Origin of the sequence: Maribacter sp. X9, from assembly GCF_048537565.1 — a bacterium.
GTDB lineage: Bacteria > Bacteroidota > Bacteroidia > Flavobacteriales > Flavobacteriaceae > Maribacter.
The window spans coordinates 534,822-554,811 of the sequence record NZ_CP183215.1; the positions used below are offsets into that span (position 1 = coordinate 534,822).

The window sequence follows — 19,990 nt, forward strand, 5'->3', positions numbered from 1 at the left end:
ACAAATACCGAACCTGAAATTTATAAATGTGATTTTCTTGTGTTCTCCAAATGAAACTGTATGGCCCGCATGGCCTTATCATCGTCTCTATGGTGCATCGCCGAAATAATGTTAAGGTGCTCCTGCATAATTTCTTCGAGCGGCCTTACTAGGCCAACCAAATCCATAAACGGTAAAATTTTGGCCGTTTTAAATAAGTCATAAAGTATTTTGTTACCACAATGCTTGGCAATGAACTCATGGAAATAGCAATCAATTTTATGAAAGACGTACACGTTTTTAGGGCCGCTTTCAAAAGGCACCAATAAATTTCTTAAATCATCGATCTTGGATTGGGGTGCGTTTAATGTGAACAATTTAACCGTCATGGTTTCCAAGGCCAATCGACAATCGAACATTTGGGTAATTTCCTGTTCGCTTAATTCGCGCACCATAACACCATTATCAGAAAAACGCACCAATAAGGACTCTTCTTGCAACTGATTTAATACAATGGATATTGCATCATCATTACTATTCAAGGTATGGGACAATCGCTCTTGTGTGATCAATTGCCCAGGAATCAATTCCTTAGTAACGATCAACTTTTTTACTTTCCCGTATGTTTGTTGATATAATTCCTCTATTTGGCTAGTCATTAGACAAATATAATGAAATACATAATTTTAAGAATTTTTGTTTAATGTAAACGTATTAAACAGTAAAAAGATGCCATTTTTATTGAACATTTTATCAAAAAACAATATAGTCATAATTCTTACCATTCTATATTCTTTGGAACCCTTGCAAACTTGCGTGTATCTTCTTTAGTCAACACTCTAAAGCCTTTTTGTTTTTCAACGCCACTGAACGTCTTTAACATTTCATTCGTTAAACCAGTAAGTTTGCGGGATTTTAAATCAATCCATGCACCCATCATTTCACAACGGGCGATGTTCTCGCCTTTGTGGTTATAAAAATTATGGTGAAATTCAAAAAACATGGCATCCTCGCTCATACCTAAAATCTCCAATGAAACCTTAATGGGCTTACCGGGGAAAGCCTCTTTGAAATAATAGATATGCTCATAAAAAACCACAGGACCAATTTCATGAACTGCCAATGTCTTTTGATCAAACCCTAATTCTAATAAATATGCCATTCGTGTATGGCTCATAAAATTGATATAGGCAGAATTCGCCAAATGACGGTTCGCATCTAAATCACTCCATCGTATTTCAAAATCCTTTAGGTACATATTTTATATTTTTTGTTATGCATGCATAATACTCCTTAAAAATAACATAGTTTTGAAACCTAGGGAATAAAGAACCTATATTTTTATCCGTATTTTTAAAGCACCTTGAAATTCAAAGATTATGTCGACAAATACAGCATTCATCAAAAATCTATCATTACCCGTTATCGCGGCTCCCATGTTTTTAATTTCAGGGCCGCAGTTGGTCATTGAATGTTGTAAAAATGGCATCGTTGGCACCTTTCCTGCACTGAACCAACGCACTAGTGAAGGATTCGAGGAATGGCTGATAGAAATTAAAGGTGCACTAAAAACCTTCGAAGAAGAAACAGGCAAAAAACCAGCTCCGTTCGGCGTCAACCTTATCGTGCACCCTACCAATCCAAGATTGGAAGCCGATGTAACGTTATGCGTTAAACACAAGGTCCCCTTAATCATCACCTCTTTAGGTGCTGTTTCACGAGTAGTAGATGCCATTCATAGTTATGGTGGACTAGTTTTTCATGATATCATCAAAAAACGACATGCTGAAAAAGCTGCAGAAGCTGGCGTTGACGGATTAATTCTAGTCGCTGCCGGAGCAGGTGGCCATGCGGGAACCCTCAACCCCATGCCATTGGTCGCCGAAATCAAGAGATTTTTCCATAAAACCATAATACTATCTGGATGCATCAGCACCGGCAGGGATATTGCATCGGCATTGCAAATGGGAGCGGATTTAGCCTATATGGGTACCCGTTTCATTAATACCTATGAAAGTAAGGCAACACCCGAATATCGAAAAATGATCATTGATGCAGGAGCCAGTGACGTTGTATATACGGCGGCCATTTCAGGGGTTCATGCAAACTTTTTAAGTGCCAGTATAAAAGCAGCCGGTATTACCGAAGAAGACCTTAAAAAAGATCGGAAAATAGATTTCGGCAAAGAACTGGATACGGAGGCAAAGGCATGGAAAACCATTTGGTCTGCCGGACAAGGTTCTGCCCTTATAAACGACACCTTACCCGTAGCAGAATTGGTCGCGCATTTAAAGACAGAGTTCAAAGATGCAATTACAGAACAGATAAAAGTGCTGGCTAACTTTCCTAAATAGTTTGGAAACCAACCCGATGAACCCTTTTTAATCAGCATTGTTCAAAGATTCCATTGCTCGTAATTCGCCGAGATATTGATGGACTTGGCTCACAGCCATTGACCCTTCTCCCACAGCGGAAGCTACTCTTTTGACAGATCCTTTTCGAACATCACCCACGGCAAAAAAACCGGGAATGCTTGTTTCTAAAGATTGAGGCTTTCTCCGTTGATAAATACTGCAATTCGACAATTGATCTTCCTTCATTTCAGGCCCGGTACAAATAAATCCCTTTTCATCTGTAAGAACCAGCCCCTTTAACCATTGTGAACAGGGAACTGCCCCTATGAACGTAAAAAGATTGGTTATGTTCTTTTCCAATTTTTCCCCTTCCCTATCCATGATAATGGATTCGAGATGGTGATCTCCGCGTAATTCAACCACTTCCGTATTTAAATGAACCGTTATATTTTCGGCGGCTTCAATTCGTTGTACCAGATAATTACTCATTTTAGCACCAAGATCATTATCTCTAAGAATTACGTGCACCTCATTGGCATGTTCTGCTAAAAAAAGTGCCGCCTGGCCGGCAGAATTTCCACCACCTACCACACCCACTTGCTCACCTTTACAGGAATTGGCGTTCATTCCGGTAGCGGAATAATACACCCCACTTCCTTCATAGTCTTCAATGTTCGAAATCGGCAGTTTCCTATAATTTGCTCCCGTAGCTGCAATTAAAGATTTGGCCTTAATGGTTTTACCGTTGGTCGCGCACAAAATAAAATAAGTATCCTTATGTTCTATACTTTCAGCGCTGTGGGGAATTGAAATATTACAACCGAATTTTTGTGCTTGTACATAGGCCCTATTGGCCAGATCACTTCCAGAAATACCGGTAGGAAACCCTAAATAATTCTCTATTTTAGAGCTTTTGCCCGCTTGACCCCCTGGGGCGTTGCTATCTATGGTAACCACACTTAAACCTTCTGATGCGGCATAGACACTTGCCGCCAGACCTGCCGGACCTGCACCGATAACCAAAAGATCAAACAATTCATCTTCAAAATCCATTAAAACTCCAGAATACCTGGCCACTTGGTCCATAGTAGGTTTATGGCATATCTGGCTCTTGCTGTTAATGAGGATGGGCAACGCATCTTTAGAGATATTGAACTGACTCAATAGTGATAAGGCTTCTTTCGAAGTATCAACATCCAAAAAAGTGTACCAAATATGGTTCTTGTCCATAAAATCGCGAATCGCATATGTCTCCTTAGAATTACCAGACCCCACTAATTTGATTCCTCCTGTATAGTCCTGTAAAATTGTGTCCTGCCGTTGTATGAATGCATTCAATAAGATGTCACTAATGTCACTGTGCTTGGCTATGGCTTCTTTAAACCGTTCTGGAATAATATGTAGAAGCACAGAGCCTTCTTCTGCTATCGCATTAAATTGAGAACCTCTTTCAGACAACATTCCACTATCTCCGGTAAATTCGTTTTTAGTATGTTTTACCACAACACGGCCGTCATTATAAGGGTCTTCAATACGCACCGATCCCTTCAAAACAACCATAAAATCATAATGCTGGTCACCTTGCTCAAATACCATTCTCTCTTCATGATAAGTCTCAATTCTGCCAAATTCCTTTAGTACAGTTATTTGGTTCTGTGTCAATTGAGGAAACCTTGGGTCGTTCATAATTTATACGGATTGGTACATACTATAAAATCTTCCGTATGTTCGCATAAGAATTAGTACTTAAAAGACATACATCTATCATTTACGGTTAGCATACTAAAAATACAACAAAGTTTTAGGGTTTGAAAGCAATTCTATCCTTCCCATTAATTCATTAATTTTAAACTAAAATACGAGACAACTGATCAAAATGGTAACTAACCCAGTGTAATCAATAACCACTGAGTTTTTATCAAAACCCTAGTTCTTACAAAAATGCCCTTAATTAAATCTTCCTACACCCCAAAACTATTTTTTAAAAATGGACATTTGTCAACCATCTACTCTGGACTAGTGCGTAAAGTAGAAGGTTTGGAACAAATTAGGGAACGCATTACCTTACCCGATACCGACTTCCTTGATTTGGACTGGAGCTATTCAAAAACACCTACACATAAACTGGTCATTATTATTCATGGCCTTGAAGGCAGTGCACAAAGGGCCTATATAAGAGGAAGTGCCAAACTATTAAGCGAGGCCGGATTTGATATTTGCGCCATTAACCTAAGGGGATGTAGTGGAACCCCGAATAAACTTTACCGCTCCTATCATTCCGGTGCGACAGAAGATTTGGAATCAGTCATAAACCACGTTTTAGAAAAGAACAAATACCAAAAAATCTTTCTACATGGTTTTAGTCTAGGTGGAAACCTTCTATTGAAATATTTAGGCGAAAAAAGAGAGCTTCCAAAAGAAATCAAAGGAGCGGTGGCCATCTCCGTACCTTGTCAATTGGGTGACTCCCTACACCAACTATTACGTTTCGAAAATAGTTTATATGCCGAACGTTTTAGAGGCAATCTCATAGATAAACTTAAGCTAAAACAAAAACTTTTCCCAAAGCTTATCTCTGATTCCGATATCAAAATGGTCAGGACCTTGAAAGACTTTGACGATATCTATACAAGCAAAGCACATGGCTTTAAAGATGCGATGGATTATTATACAAAATGCAGCAGTCTTCAATTTTTGTCTTCTATAAAAGTCCCTACCTTAATCATAAATGCATTAAATGACTCCTTTTTAGGAAAGGACTGCTACCCTATAGAAATTGCCAAACATCACAAACAAGTTTTTCTAGAAAGACCTAAACATGGTGGTCATGTAGGTTTTCATGGGGCTCAAAACCTCACCTATGCAGAACGTCGAACTTTGGAGTTCATTTCGCAAATTGAATAATTTATTTTATGTCAATTGTGAAGTGCTCCATTTGAACAGACCTTATAAAAAAATGTCATTTATCCGATCACTAAAATTTGAATAGACCCTTTGCAAAACATCTTTCAACCCGTAAAAATTCATATCTTAGTGCCTCATTAAAATAAAAAACTTAAAACATAGTATCACATGCGTAAATTATTCAGTCTAATAGCGCTTAGCACCTTGGTTATAAGCTGTGGCGAGAAAAAGGAAGAAAAAAAAGAAGGTTTTGAAATGAACCGCACCAAGAAAGAGGTAAAAGCGGAAACGACGAGTCAGGAAGTACCGGTCGACTTGGACAATAAAGGGGTTGGCCCAATTACCAACGTTACTTTTGACGATACTATTAATGAAGAAATGGCGGCAGCCGGTAAAGAAAAATTTCAAGCTATTTGTACAGCGTGTCATATGGCCGACCAACGCCTAATTGGCCCTGCATTAAAAGGAGTTTATGAACGCAGAAGCCCAGAATGGGTAATGAATATGATCATCAACCCAGACAAAATGTTAAAAGAAGATCCTATTGCAAAAGCATTGTTGAAAGAATATAACAATGCTATCATGTTAAATCAAAACGTTAGTGAAGGAGATGCGCGTAACATTGCAGAATATTTACGTACGTTATAATAAATAATCACAATTTAGAATAAAGCCCTTTCAACTGGTTGAAAGGGCTTTTCTTTTTATACTATCTGATTAAAATCAGTATCCCGCAGATGTATTAAACCTACCTTACAGGCACATATGAAATTCGAACGTAGGTTTCAGTATCATTTTACGACCAATAATATAGAACAAGAATTAATGTGAACGAAAGATGCAAAAAGAAACCATAAAAATTGATGTTGTATCCGATGTGGCATGCCCATGGTGCTATGTTGGTAAAAAAAGATTGGAGAAAGCCATTGAACAATGGAAAGGTACACCTATCGAGGTCGAGTGGCATCCTTATCAATTGGATCCGAATATTCCGGAGGGGGGCTTGGATAGGGATACCTATCTAACAAATAAATTCGGCGATTTAGACGGGCCGCTTGAAATGACAGAGCGACTTAAAACGGTGGGTAAAGAAGAGGGCATTTCATTCAATTTTGGAAAGCAATGGATGGCCGTCAATACCCTTCCACTTCATCAATTATTACATGTAGCTGGTGAAGAAGGATTTAAAGATAGCCTTAAAGAACGATTTTTAAAAGCCTATTTTGATGAGAATTTGCACTTGAACAACATAGAAGTGCTTTGTTCTTTATTATCTGAATTTGGGTGGACAGCTGAGAAAACAAAAGATATAATAGCAGATGATTCTATTGCTTATGCCGTTAAACAAGAAATAGCGCACTACCAACAACGCGGTGTACATAGTGTACCTTTTTTCATAATCAATGACAAATATGGTATTAGTGGGGCACAACCTACAAGGACATTCTTGGAAGCATTTGAACAAATAGCCCCTAATTCTCCATTAAATGAAGGAGAAAGTTGTGATATGGAAACTGGAGTGTGCTAGTTCAAATAAATTATCTTAATCACAAATTATTAAAAATTATGAAAGCATCATTTTCTGAAATAATACAAGGGGAAATACCAGTTTTGGTAGACTTTTTTGCTGATTGGTGCGGGCCATGTAAATCATTAGCCCCCATTCTAAAAGAAGTAAAAAGTGATTTGGGCAATGCTATAAAGGTAATTAAAATTGATGTGGACAAGAATCAATCCCTTGCGACACAATATCAAGTTAGAGGAGTTCCTACAATGATTCTATTCAAAAATGGCAAACAAGTTTGGCGGCAATCTGGCGTCATTCCTAAACACGAGTTGTTACAAATAATAAAATCGAATTAGTAAAATTGCAAGCAGACCGGGCTAGGCAATTCAACCTCGCTGGTAAAACTCAAGGTTCCCTTTTCTGCATCCCGATTAAATACTACAATATTGTTACTACGTTGATTGGCCACCAATAGAAATTCTCCATTAGGATCCAATATGAAATTTCTAGGCCAATCCCCTTTTACAGGTTCCCTTCCGACCAACTCCAATTTTCCAGTAGCTTCATCGACCTTAAAAATAACTATAGTGTTCTCCCCTCTATTAGATCCATATAGAAATTTACCATCTGGTGACAGATGGATGTCGGCACAAAAGCTTTTCCCCTTAAAATCGGAAGCTACGGTATCATACGTTTCCATACCGTAATATTTATCCCCATCTTTTTGAAAACAAGTTAGGGTAGAATTCAATTCATTAATGACGTACAAGAATTTTCCATTTTGAGAAGTAACGAAATGTCTAGGACCTGAACCCTCGGCTACCATTAAATCTGGCTGTGGGCTCGGGGTAAATTCGCCATTATTTCGGGTATATTTAATAATTCTATCAAGGCCCAAATCCGAAACGAACAACTCATCTTCTAAAAATGAGGCCATATGTGCATGGGAAGTTCTACTTGTATCTAAAACCTTATGATCTATCACTTGCGGAGAGTCAACTAAATCCCCATTATCCTGGGCGTTGAAAACCGCAACATTTCCACCTGTATAATTGGCTACGGCAACATAGTCTCCACTTTTATCAATTCCGATAAAACATGGATGCGCTCCATGAGTTGTTTTAGTATCAATTTTCATCAGAACAGAATCAGTCACCCTAAAAGTAGTTATATTACCACTATTACCCTCGTAATCATCTATCTCGCCTATGGCGTATAAAGTCTTTTTATCTGGGGATAAAGTAATAAAAGAGGGATTTGTAATTGCCGCCGCCAATTTTTGATCTAAGAGTTTACCGCTATCCATATTAAAGGTAAATCGATAAATTCCCTCGCTGCCGCTTCCATCATTCGTATAGGTGCCCACGAATAAGGTTGTTTCGTTCTTCAATTCTTCCATTCCGCAACTCTGTATTATGAAGATTAAAAATGTGGCCACTAAACCAATAAACAATATTTTGCACTTCATATTCTTAAACTTTACACACTAAAAATAAGCACAAAATAAATGGTATTCAAAAAATGAACAGCTAGAATTTTAAATTGGATACGGTAAGAATTTAAACTATAAAAGAACCTTATAATCCCCAAAGATTAAAGGGATTCTTATTTTGTCGATGCTCTGTTTTAAGCTTATCAACCATTACTTTATAGGTTGGGTCCTCCATTACATTAACGTCGATAATATCTTCAGCGTTCACTAGTAACCGAATACAATCTTTGCTTAAATGCCGCAGATGGACTTTCTTGCCAACCTTTGCATACCGCTCGGTAATCTTGTTCAACGCTTCGATACCACTCATATCTGCTACCCTACTTTCTTGAAAATCGATGATGATTTCATTAGGATCTCCTTGTATATCGAATTTTTCGGCAAATAGTGTTGTAGATCCAAAAAATAGTGGTCCGTAAATCTCATAATGCTTCACCCCATTTTCATCAATTCGCTTTCTCGCCCGTATTCGTTTCGCGTTTTCCCACGAATAGGCCAAAGCAGAAATGATAACGCCCAAAAGAACGGCAACCGCCAAATTATGGGTTACTGCAGTTATCAGGGTAACCAGAACCATAACAACCACATCAGAATTTGGCATTTTACGGAAGGTTTTAAAACTTGCCCATTCAAAAGTGCCTATGGCCACCATAAACATAAGACCGACCAGTGCTGCCATAGGTAGACGCTCTATAACACTTGAGCCAAACATGATAAACACCAATAACATAACAGCTGCGGTTATTCCTGACAAACGTGCCCTGGCCCCTGAGGAAGTATTGATCAAACTTTGACCGATCATGGCACAACCGCCCATTCCCGATAAAAATCCGGAAAGAATATTCGCAGTTCCTTGAGCTACGCATTCTTTATTACCGCTACCTCTCGTATCAGTAATCTCGTCTATAATGTTCAGGGTCAGCAAACTTTCAATTAAACCTACCCCCGCAACTATTGCTGCAAAAGGAAATATTATTTTTATAGTTTCTAAACTCAATGGAATTTGTGGGATGGATAATGGAGGAAAACCTCCTTTAATAGATTCTCCTTCACGCATCGTATCTGCAACAGTAAGTGTATCAATACCAAAACCGATTACAATTACCGAAACAACAAGAATGGCAACCAAAGTAGAGGGTACTGCTTTGGTCAATTTTGGAAGTCCCCAAATAATAAACATCGTCAACAAGGTAAGCCCTAACATAATGGCCATATTCGTGCCCGTTAATAACTGATCCGTTCCTTTTTGATAAAAATTAGGGAATTGTGCCATAAAAATGATGATTGCCAAGCCATTGACAAACCCGAACATCACCGGATGCGGCACTAACCGAATAAACTTCCCTAATCTCAAAACGCCCGCCAATATTTGTAAAAGCCCAGCTATTATAACGGTCGCGAAAACATAATTCAATATCGTTTCAGGTTCAATTCCCGGAAAATTTCGCTTCAATTCTAAAATTAAGCCGATGAACACTACGGCCACGGCACCCGTTGCACCAGAAATCATACCAGGTCGTCCTCCAAAAATGGAAGTAACCAAGGCAAGTACAAAAGCCGCATAAAGACCTGTTAATGGTGAAAACCCAGGTATAAGGGCAAAGGCAATAGCTTCGGGCACCAAAGCCAAAGCTACGGTAAGCCCCGAAAGGATTTCTGTCTTATAGTCTACCTTTTGCTTAAAATCGAATAAATTCAGAAACTTTGCCATTGCGGTCTATTTTAAAGGGCGCAAAAATAACACTATTTACCGGCCTTACCATAAACCTACTGATTATTACCAAATTATCTATTTACCAGTCCTTTAATCCTAATAATTTTTCTCCCAACGGAGATAGTTTAGCAGTTTTATATTTTGTTTGTTCCCATTTACGCGGATCTCCTGGAAAGGCATATCCTTCAGGTGCTATTCTATCTTTCCATGAATTAATTCTCCAATCTCTCAAAACCTTATTTTCAGGCTCTGCCGGCATCATAGAAATATATTGTGCAATACGTACTTTTTCCTTTGATTTATTTTGTCGTATACCATGCGGTTGAATACTATTGAAAATAAGCAGATCACCGGCCTCCATTTTCACTTTTACAATTTTATCTTCCAATCCTTCCAAACTAGGCTGAAAATGGTCTCGGTCTTCAGGTTGCGTAAGTTTCCACGAGTCATAATTACGGTACAGCCAAGGAATGCATTGAAACCCGCCCATGTTTTCATCAATTTGATCGGCTAATGCCAAAACTCCCTGAACATTTTGCGGCTTGGTTTCAGGATCATAATCCCAATGTATAAATCCTTTTTTAGTAACGTTCGGTGGTAATGGAAAATTAAGGTTCGCACGGTCAATGGTTACCCATAATTTTTCTGTTCCCCACACGTCAACAAAGGCATCATAAACTCTTTGTGTTTGTCTATTGTCCCAAAGCAACTGATGGTTATATACCTCGACCATTCCTGTACCTGTCAACTCTTTCATTTTCATTTCGGCACGTGCAGGAACATACCAAGTATTCGTATCGGCAGGATTCTTTTCGTCAAATTCCCAAAGAAAATCAGAAGTCCTTTTCGCCTGTTCCTTGGATATCGCATTCTTGATTACAATGTATCCATTATGTTTCCAAAATTTCCAATCCGCTTCGCTAAGTACGCGTAAGTCTTTTCCGTTGGATCTATCGTTTAATTGCTGTTTACTACTTGTCGCCGTAGAAGGATTTCCAGGTATTACTTCATGGGCCTTATTACCCATTTCTACTTTTTGTTTCACTGGTTGCATTATCGTTATGATTTAATTAACAGTATAAAATTATATTTTACCACCATTGAAAACCACCTTAATATTGACCGTAATTTGAACAATATTGATTTAATATTGAAAATTGGTTTATTTTAGATGCAATTTTGTTTAACTATATTATGAAAATTGAATTAGAGACCATCGATTCGTTATCCAAAAGTCAGTTTAGGCTTTTACATGACCCAAAATTAAGCCATCTGTTTTATTGGCATTTTCATCCAGAATATGAGATAGTTTATATTGAAGGCGCCAATGGCACAAGACATGTTGGAGACCATATTTCAGAATATACCGAAACCGACCTTGTACTTATAGGCTCTAATATTCCCCACTTAAATTTTGACTATGGAGTTAAGACTACGTATAGAGAGGAAGTATTACATATTAAGCCGTCATTCAAGAATACCTTTGTGGATCCAATTCCCGAGTTAAAAAGTCTAAACAGGTTATTAGACCTATCGAGATATGGCATTGCATTTCATGGAGAAACTAAGAAGGTTGTCGGCGGATTACTAAAGGAGCTGCATACATTAAAACCGTTCGAATATTTCATGGCAATTATGCACATCTTAAAAAGATTGTCACAGAGCAATGAATTTGAATTACTTCATACAAAGCCCTATAAAAACAGATATAGCAAAAAAGAGCAAGATCGTATTCGTGACATTTATGCCTTAGTCGATGAACGTTACCAAAGTAAAATTGGGGTAGATGAAGTTGCCAATTTCTGCAATTTAACAAAACCTGCTTTTTGTCGATATTTCAAAAAGGCTACGGGAAGCACGTTCATTGAGTTTTTGAACCAATACCGCATCAGTCAATCGAAAAGAATGCTGCTTGCAGGAAACAATGTTAGCGAAACCTGTTTCGAGTGCGGTTTTGAAAGCCTTTCCTATTTCAATAGGACCTTTAAAAAGGTTACAGGTGAAAATCCGTCCGCTTTTAAGAAAAAGGCAAGGTAATTTGAAACCTTTCTTAAATGAAGCAGCATTAAATGCTTATGAGTAACATTTTGAGAAATAGTGACCCTATCTTGAAAATGTTAGTCGCCCACCCTTAAAATATAAATATGGAAATATTTGAACCTCTTTCGTTAAAGACCATAGTACAAATGTGCCTAGCGGCCATCGTAATTTATGTATACATCATGCTCATTACACGCATGGCCGGTAAACGTACGTTCGCCAAAATGACAAGTTTCGATTTTGCGGTGACCATTGCCATGGGTTCTATTTTAGCAGATGCGGTCAACAAACCGGTATCGAGCTTATTTCCGGCATTTATATCCATAGCCCTTTTAGCGAGCCTTCAGGTTCTCTTTTCAAAGGTTTTCTCCAAATCTAATACGGCACAAAAGGTGCTGACCAATACCCCGATCTTATTGATGAAAAATGGCGAAATCTTTGAGGAAAACTTAAAAAAGGCATTGGTCAGTAGGGCCGATTTAATGGGTAAATTACGAGAGGCAAACGTGCTTCAATTATCTCAAGTAAAAGCGGTGGTTTTTGAAACTACAGGCGATGTATCTGTCTTACATTCTACTGATACCATAAAAATAGATGCCGTAATTATGGAAGATGTTGCCCCCTGTAACTAAAAATTGCCCTTCTTCAACTAAAGAGGGCAATTTTGAGACAACCAACCTAAAAACTATCATGCTTTCTTCCGCACTACTTTCATCATAGGGTTAGACGATTTTGTTCTTTTTTTACGTTCATTGGCTTTTGCAGATTTAAGATATTGCTGATAGCCCCTTCCTTTAAACTCATAAGTAGTACCACTGTCAGGATGATATAACTCTATGGTGCTATCATTGATCACATAGAGTTCAAAATAATCGTCACCGAAGAAATCATAATCCAAGGTCAAGGTTTTTAAAGTATCGTCCCCTTGTATATTATACACTTGATAATCTCCCTCGTAATCCCATTGTAAGCTGGCTATACTTGTATTTGGGGTGTCTATGGATGACCTGAAAAAGTTAGGGGAAAACTGCAGGTAATTTTCATTATCAAAATCATTGAATGCTCCCGCCTGACTTGTATAGACTTTCTCCCATGCATCATATTCTTGTAAAAAGTAATTGATGTTATCATAGAAGACCATATCATAATCAAAATTATTGGTCTGGTAACCTTTAAGGAAATAAGAGGTGTCTGTGCTGGCATCATATAATTCTATCGTATTTGAATTTGTAGCATATACTTCCAACGCCCAGCGCCCGTCCACATCATGATCAATATCCACGATTCCTCTCAGCGAACCATAAGTGCCGACATCTATACCGTAACCACCGCCAGTTTTACCAATGCCTACGATGTTATTATTTGCATAAACGACCCCTCTATCAAAAGATATGGTAAAGGCTCTCTGCAAAAAGGGTACCTCTCCACCTCCACGTGTAGCATTAATATCTACATACCAAAGGTCATAACTCTGTAAAACCTGATCTGTATTAAAAGCGGATTCTTCTATGTAATCATCCTCGATAATCACATCTGCGTAACAAGAAACCATTAGCGTTGCTAAAAAGAAATAACCAGTGAGTAGTTTTATTGTTCTCATAGGATTACATTTTAAGGTTGTCAATCAAAAGACAATCACCATGCCAAAAATCGCATTCCATTGATTATCAATAGAAAATAAGCTTCTAAATATTTGGTAAATTTGTATGCATAAAACCTGAACATGAAGAAGGATGCTAAATTTGCAGTAATTGGAGGAGGAAGTTGGGCAACCGCCATTGTTAAAATGTTGACCAATAACCAAGAAAAAGTAGGATGGTATATGCGGAATGCCGATGCAATAGGCTACTTGAAAATCCAAAAACACAATCCAAATTATCTTACTTCGGTCGAGTTTAAAACAGAACAGTTGTTCTTGACCGATGATATCAATGAAGCTGTACATTTTGCGGATATTTTAATTTTCGCAGTTCCATCCGCATTTTTAGTCGGGGAATTGGAAAAGCTCCAAACGTCCCTGAAGGACAAAGTTATTTTTTCGGCCATTAAAGGTATTGTTCCCGAAACCGGTATGATCGTTGGGGAGCATTTTCACGAAACCTATAACATCCCTTTTGAACATATTGGGGTCATTACAGGCCCTTGCCATGCAGAAGAAGTAGCTATGGAGCGGCTTTCGTATCTGACCATAGCGTGCGCCGACAAAGAGAATGCTCAGTTTGTAGCTAAAAACCTTTCCAGTAATTACATCAAGACTAAAATCAGCAAGGATATTATCGGAACCGAATATGCCGCTATGCTAAAGAACATCTACGCCATAGCTGCAGGAATAGCGCACGGTTTGGGTTATGGCGATAATTTTCAAAGTGTATTGATGAGCAACGCCATTCGTGAAATGAAAAGGTATACCAAACGTATTCACAATATAGACCGTAACATCAATGAATCGGCCTATTTGGGAGACTTATTGGTTACCGGCTATTCAACCTTTAGCCGAAACCGAATGTTCGGGAATATGATCGGTAAAGGATATACCGTTAAAAGCGCTCAAATGGAAATGAGCATGATTGCCGAGGGATACTACGCTACCAAAAGCGCATACGCCATTAAGAACAACTTTAATAAAAAGGTAAAGACCCCAATTATCAATGCTGTTTATCAAGTGCTTTATGAAAATAAAAATCCTAAAAAAGTATTTACCGAACTCACTGAGAAATTAGATTAATCACGATTTAAGGAAAAATCTGAATGTTCCTTGAGTTCATATTCTAAGGTTTTTTTCCATTCGGTTACTTTTGTATCTGAAACTCCAAATCTATTTTGGAATTCTTTTAGGATAGGTTCCATAAGGGTTCGAATACTTTCTATGTCAAAATAAAGTCTTCCTGTTCTTCGAATAAAGAAATCCATAGGATTCTGTACCATTTCAAAATCGATTCCAAAGGCAAGTTCCGCTTTGGCCAAACGTACCTGTTTATTCTTTTCTAATGTTTTTGAATAATACTCTAAAATGGTCTCGGTTTGCTTTCCATAATTGGTCACTAAAAACCAGGCATCATATTCAGTAAATCCATCTTCTTTTAACCTTTCGTAGATTTCAGCGATATACTTTTTGACTTGTTTGAACTTTTTAAAATCTTCATTTCCACAAAGAAAAATTTTCTCCGTGAAACACTCCTTAAGCTTGGTATCTTGCTCTTCTTCCATCTTTTTGGCGATACGATCAACCACGCGCTCGGCCATTTTACGATAGCCTGTTAATTTTCCCCCAGCAATACTGACCAACCCGGTGTCGGATACAAAAATTTCATCTTTTCTAGAAAGTTCTGAAGCAGATTTACCTTCTTCATGAATCAAGGGTCGTAACCCTGCCCAAGAAGAAATGATATCGTCCAATTCTAAATGTATATCCGGAAACATATTATTCACGGCAGAAATCAAATAGATAGCATCAGCTATGTCGGTTCTAACATTGTCCTTGTTGTCATTGTAATTGGTATCTGTTGTGCCAACATAGGTGATTTTACCTCTTGGAATGGCAAACATCATTCGCCCATCAGGGATATCGAAATAAACGGATTGTTTTACGGGTAACTTCTCATAGGGAAAAACCAAATGTACTCCTTTGGTAAGGTGTAACTGTTTTCCTTTTTTTGAATTGTTCAAACCTCTAAGCTCATCTACCCAAGGCCCTGCAGCGCTGATTACGTACTTCGATTTAATGGTGAATTCCTTTCCTGAAACCTCATCAACAACCTTAACCCCGGCAACCTTTTCATCGGTATATAAAAAATCGTTCACTTTTGCATAATTCAAGGCTTGGGCACCAAAAAGTAAACTTGTCTTTATATTCTCAATGGTCAACCGAGCATCGTCAGTTCTATATTCGGCATAATAGCCCGCCCCGTTTAGAATCTTTTTGGGCAACAACGGCTCGAGTTTTAAAGCTTCCTTTTTCTCCAACATTTGCCGTTTGTCATCACCCGAAACTTGGGCCAAAATATCATATACTTTAAGACCAATGGAGGCAAGCCACTTTCCATAAGAACCATTCTCTATTAAGGGCAATAACATTTTTTCCGGCAATACTAGATGTGGTGCCAATTTATGTACAATAGCCCGCTCAGAACCTACTTCTTTTACCAACCAAAAATCGAATTGTTTTAAATAGCGAAGACCGCCATGTATCAATTTGGTGGACTTACTACTGGTGCCCGAAGCGAAATCACCTTTTTCCAACAAAGCAGTTTTCAAACCCCGTGAAGCGGCATCTAACGCTATACCGGCACCTGTAATTCCCCCTCCAATAACCACAAGGTCAAACTCCTCACTTGCGATGGTATCGATTGTCTTTTGCCGTTCTAAATTCGTGAATTTTATGTTTTTCATCTATAGATGTTTATTTTAATATCAAGGGACAAAGCTGCATTGAAGATCATTCTAAAATGCCCAATAAAAGGGTGAATATATTTTTCTTTATCCAAAGATATAGACACAACTTCGGGAAGGTTTATCCGTTCAAGTTATTTTTTTGTGAAATTAGCTGTATCGAATCATTCCTCTTCTTCCCATCCTTTACAGCGTTCTACCGCTTTTTGCCATTTTTTATATAAACGCTTTCTCTTGACACGGTCAAAAGTGGGTTTAAAAATATGGTTCATAGGTCTATTTTGGTCAATATCGGATTGCTCCCAAAGTCCAACCTGAATACCGGCCAAGAATGCAGCACCCATAGCGGTTGACTCAATTACCTCGGGGCGATGTACTTCTGAATCTAATATATCGGCCTGAAACTGCATTAAATAATCGTTCGCACAAGCTCCGCCGTCTACCCTAAGGTTCTTTAACTGAATTCTTGAATCATCTTCCATCGCCTTTAAAATATCTTTGGTCTGGTACGCCAAGGCTTCTAAAGTAGCTTTGGCAATATGTGCCTTACCTGTATCTCGGGTCAACCCAAAAATTGCGCCACGAGCGTACATATCCCAATAGGGTGCTCCAAGACCCGCAAAAGCCGGGACCACATAAACTGAATTTTCACCTTCTATGGAATTTGCCAACTTCTCCGTTTCTTCGGCATGGGTGATTAGTTCCATGCCGTCACGTAACCATTGTATAGCCGCCCCTGCAATAAAAATACTACCTTCAAGGGCATAGTTCACTTTTCCATTAAGGCCGTATGCAATAGTGGTCAATAATCCGTTCTTAGAAAACTGTGGTTCCTCACCTGTATTCATTAACATAAAACAGCCCGTACCGTAGGTGTTCTTTGCCGTGCCTTTTTTAAAACAAGCCTGTCCAAAAAGTGCTGCCTGTTGATCCCCGGCTATACCTGAAATAGGTATCTTAACGTTCTTATATTCATAATCGCCAAAATGGGCCGCGGATGGTTTTACCTCTGGCAACATACTTTTAGGAATTCCAAGCGCTTTGAGCATTTTATCGTCCCATTTTAAATTAACGATATCATAAATCATAGTGCGTGAAGCATTGGTATAATCGGTATAATGGTTGTGCTCTTTGGTCATGTTCCATACCAACCAACTATCTATGGTTCCCATTAATAAGTCTCCATCCGCGGCTTTTTTCTTTACCCCTTCTACATTATCTAAAATCCATTTTACCTTAGTACCCGAAAAATAAGAGTCGATAACCAAGCCTGTGGTTTTTTGAACATGTTCCTTTAAACCAGATTTTTTGAGGTGTTCACAAATGTTAGCAGTACGCTTGTCTTGCCAAACAATGGCATTGTAAACGGGCTCTCCCGAATTTTTATCCCAAACCACAGTAGTTTCTCTTTGGTTGGTAATCCCTATCGCCAAAATTTCCGATGGTCGTACTTTTTCCTTATCGAGCAATTCTTGTAAAACTTGCATCTGCGAGGATAGGATTTCCATAGGATCATGCTCTACCCAACCCGATTTGGGGAAGATTTGTTTGAACTCTCGTTGCACCATTCCCTGAATTTTTCCCTCATGGTCCACTAATAATGCTCTTGAGCTTGTAGTTCCCTGATCTAATGAAATAATAAATTGCCTTGACATTTACACCGTGTTATTTTCTTAAATATAGCGGATTTACAGGCAAATTCAAAAACTTAAATGAAGACGTATTGCTAATAATAATTCCTGTACTGACTATTCTTCGTTTTGAAAATAATATTCACTTTCTACCAAACACATACGAACAGTGCAACTATTGAACCCGATAGATACTACTTCTAATTTTGTTTTTTCCGCATAGCCATTATCTCCTACTGATTTGCTTGGAGTGAAAATTATAAGGCAATAAGGTGCAGTCTGGAATTATTGGATGAACTCCTTTTCTAAGAAATAATTGACAATGGCCTCCTTCATTAATACGGTTTGTTCTCCTGCCTTTAATGAGGGTAACTCTTCCTTTACGTTGTAATGTGGCCAACCTTCTTCATCAAAAAAACTGAACTCATAAAAACCGTAAGGTTCCAATAGTCTACAAATGGCAATATGCATCAGGTCCAGTTTATCATCCTTCTTATACTTTCTATGGTATTGGCCAAGTTCTTGAACACCTACCAAATAAATGATGGCATCCAATTCCAACGGATCACCATCAGAAAATTTAGTCGACAATCTCACAACCAAATTATCCCATCGTTCTTTTAATTGTATATCCCTTGCCATATTATTTGTGCCAGTTCGGCTAATTTTTGAGACTACAAAGGTACAAATCAAAGTTCTATATTTGTTAAAACACTTTGCGAATGGGGCTTTTAGATATACTTCTTGGAATACCATTAATTTGGGGACTATGGAAAGGTCTTAAGAACGGACTGTTTATGGAAATAGCTTCAATCGTTGCTTTGATAGCAGGTATTTATGGAGCAATCCATTTTTCTTATATCACAGGGGGTTACTTATCGGAACGTTTGGACTGGAATGAGCGTAATATGAGCATCGCAGCCTTTATAATTACCTTTATTCTCATCATCATCATTGTACATTTAGCTGGAAAATTATTGACCAAAATAGCCAATATCGCAATGCTAGGGCTGCTGAACAAACTTGCAGGAGCTATTTTCGGCGTACTCAAAGTAGCCATTTTACTAGGTGCCCTATTGATATTCTTTGATCGAATGAACACCTCCTTTAATTTACTTGATGAGCAAACAAAAAATGAATCCGTTCTTTACCAACCCATCAAGGATATTGGGGCCCTTCTATTTAAAAATGTACTGGAAACCGACGTGCTAAAAAAGGAAACTCCCAACGATTCCATTAAAGTTTAAAACTGAAAATAGCTTTTATTCCAAGTTTTTCATCACTTCAACGAAAAAAAAATTCAGATTATTTAGCGTTATTTTATTTTCCATAATATTGGGATATCGATACCCCTATCGATAGAGAATCTAGAACATTCTCACCTTACTTACCTACTGCGCTACGCCGAGAGGCTGTATTAGAAAAAGACACTATATGAAAATGAGATTGCTTTATGCGGTCCCTGCTCTAATTGTATTATTTCTTAGTTCGTGCACAAGTGAACCCATATCGGAAACACCCGTCATTGAAGCAGAGAATGCGATAACCATAGAACAGGAACTATTGGAAATTGTCAATGAACATAGGTTGACTTTAAAGACCGAACCGCTCCGGTTTAGTGATGTGGCCTACAAGTATGCCAACATCCACACAGATTACATGATTGCTAAAGGAAGTATAAGCCATGATAATTTCAGCTCTAGGGCAGCTAATATCAACTCTGAGGTAACCGTTGAGATGGTAGCTGAAAATGTGGCAAAAGATTATGATTCTGCCACAGAGGCCTTTCAAGGTTGGTACAACAGCAGTAGCCATAAAAAAACCATGGAGGGTGATTTCACACATACCGCCATAAGCGTCAAAAAAAATGAAATGGGCAATTATTATTTTACCCAACTATTTTACAAGCAATAACAATTTGCACAATCCATTTTTCAAAAGACAGGTTTTGATATTTCAACCAACTTTTTAGCACAACTA

20 protein-coding genes are annotated in these 19,990 nt (G+C 38.2%); 10 read left to right on the forward strand and 10 right to left on the reverse strand.

The features are described from left to right. Positions 1-20: 20 nt before the first annotated feature. Positions 21-638 (reverse strand): GntR family transcriptional regulator, encoded by a 618-nt coding sequence (locus ACNR9Q_RS02225; protein ID WP_419212961.1) that lies wholly within the window; start codon positions 636-638, stop codon positions 21-23. Positions 639-757: 119 nt separating this feature from the next. Continuing rightward, entirely contained in the window at positions 758-1,237 is a 480-nt protein-coding gene (locus tag ACNR9Q_RS02230) for an acyl-CoA thioesterase (RefSeq protein ID WP_419212962.1), read from the reverse strand. A gap of 121 nt (positions 1,238-1,358) precedes the next feature. On the opposite strand from ACNR9Q_RS02230, the gene ACNR9Q_RS02235 reads away from it, so the two are divergent. Then, entirely contained in the window at positions 1,359-2,333 is a 975-nt protein-coding gene (locus ACNR9Q_RS02235; protein ID WP_419212963.1) for an NAD(P)H-dependent flavin oxidoreductase, read from the forward strand. Positions 2,334-2,360: 27 nt separating this feature from the next. Here ACNR9Q_RS02235 and ACNR9Q_RS02240 read toward each other — a convergent pair whose 3' ends face one another. Beyond that, positions 2,361-4,019 carry an FAD-dependent oxidoreductase gene (locus tag ACNR9Q_RS02240; protein WP_419212964.1) on the reverse strand — a complete coding sequence of 553 codons (1,659 nt, stop codon included), beginning with the start codon at positions 4,017-4,019 and terminating at the stop codon, positions 2,361-2,363. Between the two features lie 309 nt (positions 4,020-4,328). Here ACNR9Q_RS02240 and ACNR9Q_RS02245 point away from each other — a divergent pair, with 309 nt between their 5' ends. From ACNR9Q_RS02245 to trxA, 4 genes are all read left to right on the forward strand, one after another. Beyond that, positions 4,329-5,237 carry a YheT family hydrolase gene (locus tag ACNR9Q_RS02245; RefSeq protein WP_419212965.1) on the forward strand — a complete coding sequence of 303 codons (909 nt, stop codon included), beginning with the start codon at positions 4,329-4,331 and terminating at the stop codon, positions 5,235-5,237. A gap of 168 nt (positions 5,238-5,405) precedes the next feature. Further along, positions 5,406-5,885 carry a c-type cytochrome gene (locus ACNR9Q_RS02250; RefSeq protein WP_419212966.1) on the forward strand — a complete coding sequence of 160 codons (480 nt, stop codon included), beginning with the start codon at positions 5,406-5,408 and terminating at the stop codon, positions 5,883-5,885. Between the two features lie 190 nt (positions 5,886-6,075). After that, positions 6,076-6,765 (forward strand): DsbA family oxidoreductase, encoded by a 690-nt coding sequence (locus ACNR9Q_RS02255; protein ID WP_419212967.1) that lies wholly within the window; start codon positions 6,076-6,078, stop codon positions 6,763-6,765. Between the two features lie 38 nt (positions 6,766-6,803). Next, positions 6,804-7,100 carry a thioredoxin gene (trxA, locus tag ACNR9Q_RS02260; RefSeq protein ID WP_419212968.1) on the forward strand — a complete coding sequence of 99 codons (297 nt, stop codon included), beginning with the start codon at positions 6,804-6,806 and terminating at the stop codon, positions 7,098-7,100. Here the strand turns inward: trxA and ACNR9Q_RS02265 are convergent. From ACNR9Q_RS02265 to ACNR9Q_RS02275, 3 genes are all read right to left on the reverse strand, one after another. Next, entirely contained in the window at positions 7,097-8,212 is a 1,116-nt protein-coding gene (locus ACNR9Q_RS02265; protein ID WP_419212969.1) for a lactonase family protein, read from the reverse strand. The two genes, trxA and ACNR9Q_RS02265, sit on opposite strands and share 4 nt — an antisense overlap. Before the next feature lie 109 nt (positions 8,213-8,321). Then, positions 8,322-9,947 carry a SulP family inorganic anion transporter gene (locus ACNR9Q_RS02270; protein WP_419212970.1) on the reverse strand — a complete coding sequence of 542 codons (1,626 nt, stop codon included), beginning with the start codon at positions 9,945-9,947 and terminating at the stop codon, positions 8,322-8,324. An 82-nt stretch (positions 9,948-10,029) separates the two neighbouring features. Next, on the reverse strand, positions 10,030-11,004 hold the full coding sequence (locus ACNR9Q_RS02275) for a phytanoyl-CoA dioxygenase family protein (protein ID WP_419212971.1): 975 nt from the start codon (positions 11,002-11,004) through the stop codon (positions 10,030-10,032). Positions 11,005-11,144: 140 nt separating this feature from the next. On the opposite strand from ACNR9Q_RS02275, the gene ACNR9Q_RS02280 reads away from it, so the two are divergent. Continuing rightward, positions 11,145-11,987, forward strand: a complete 843-nt coding sequence (locus ACNR9Q_RS02280) for a helix-turn-helix domain-containing protein (protein WP_419212972.1) — start codon at positions 11,145-11,147, stop codon at positions 11,985-11,987. A gap of 107 nt (positions 11,988-12,094) precedes the next feature. After that, entirely contained in the window at positions 12,095-12,622 is a 528-nt protein-coding gene (locus tag ACNR9Q_RS02285; RefSeq protein ID WP_419212973.1) for a DUF421 domain-containing protein, read from the forward strand. A gap of 56 nt (positions 12,623-12,678) precedes the next feature. Here ACNR9Q_RS02285 and ACNR9Q_RS02290 read toward each other — a convergent pair whose 3' ends face one another. Beyond that, on the reverse strand, positions 12,679-13,590 hold the full coding sequence (locus ACNR9Q_RS02290; RefSeq protein ID WP_419212974.1) for a nicotinic acid mononucleotide adenyltransferase: 912 nt from the start codon (positions 13,588-13,590) through the stop codon (positions 12,679-12,681). Between the two features lie 123 nt (positions 13,591-13,713). Here ACNR9Q_RS02290 and ACNR9Q_RS02295 point away from each other — a divergent pair, with 123 nt between their 5' ends. Next, positions 13,714-14,715, forward strand: coding sequence for an NAD(P)H-dependent glycerol-3-phosphate dehydrogenase (locus ACNR9Q_RS02295; RefSeq protein ID WP_419212975.1), 1,002 nt, complete (start codon positions 13,714-13,716; stop codon positions 14,713-14,715). Here ACNR9Q_RS02295 and ACNR9Q_RS02300 read toward each other — a convergent pair. The 3 genes from ACNR9Q_RS02300 to ACNR9Q_RS02310 all read right to left on the reverse strand — a co-directional run bounded on the left by ACNR9Q_RS02300 (position 14,712) and on the right by ACNR9Q_RS02310 (position 18,652). Continuing rightward, positions 14,712-16,379 carry a glycerol-3-phosphate dehydrogenase/oxidase gene (locus ACNR9Q_RS02300; protein WP_419212976.1) on the reverse strand — a complete coding sequence of 556 codons (1,668 nt, stop codon included), beginning with the start codon at positions 16,377-16,379 and terminating at the stop codon, positions 14,712-14,714. The genes ACNR9Q_RS02295 and ACNR9Q_RS02300 overlap by 4 nt on opposite strands. A 164-nt stretch (positions 16,380-16,543) precedes the next feature. Beyond that, a complete protein-coding gene (gene glpK, locus ACNR9Q_RS02305; RefSeq protein ID WP_419212977.1) occupies positions 16,544-18,034 on the reverse strand; it encodes a glycerol kinase GlpK in 1,491 nt (496 codons plus the stop codon). A 261-nt stretch (positions 18,035-18,295) separates the two neighbouring features. After that, the gene (locus tag ACNR9Q_RS02310; protein WP_419212978.1) at positions 18,296-18,652 is read right to left on the reverse strand and encodes a hypothetical protein; all 357 of its coding nucleotides are present in this window, start codon (positions 18,650-18,652) and stop codon (positions 18,296-18,298) included. An 80-nt stretch (positions 18,653-18,732) separates the two neighbouring features. Here ACNR9Q_RS02310 and ACNR9Q_RS02315 point away from each other — a divergent pair, with 80 nt between their 5' ends. Both ACNR9Q_RS02315 and ACNR9Q_RS02320 read left to right on the forward strand, forming a co-directional pair. Beyond that, positions 18,733-19,257, forward strand: a complete 525-nt coding sequence (locus ACNR9Q_RS02315; protein ID WP_419212980.1) for a CvpA family protein — start codon at positions 18,733-18,735, stop codon at positions 19,255-19,257. 187 nt (positions 19,258-19,444) lie between these two features. Continuing rightward, on the forward strand, positions 19,445-19,924 hold the full coding sequence (locus ACNR9Q_RS02320; RefSeq protein WP_419212981.1) for a CAP domain-containing protein: 480 nt from the start codon (positions 19,445-19,447) through the stop codon (positions 19,922-19,924). Positions 19,925-19,990 lie beyond the last annotated feature (66 nt).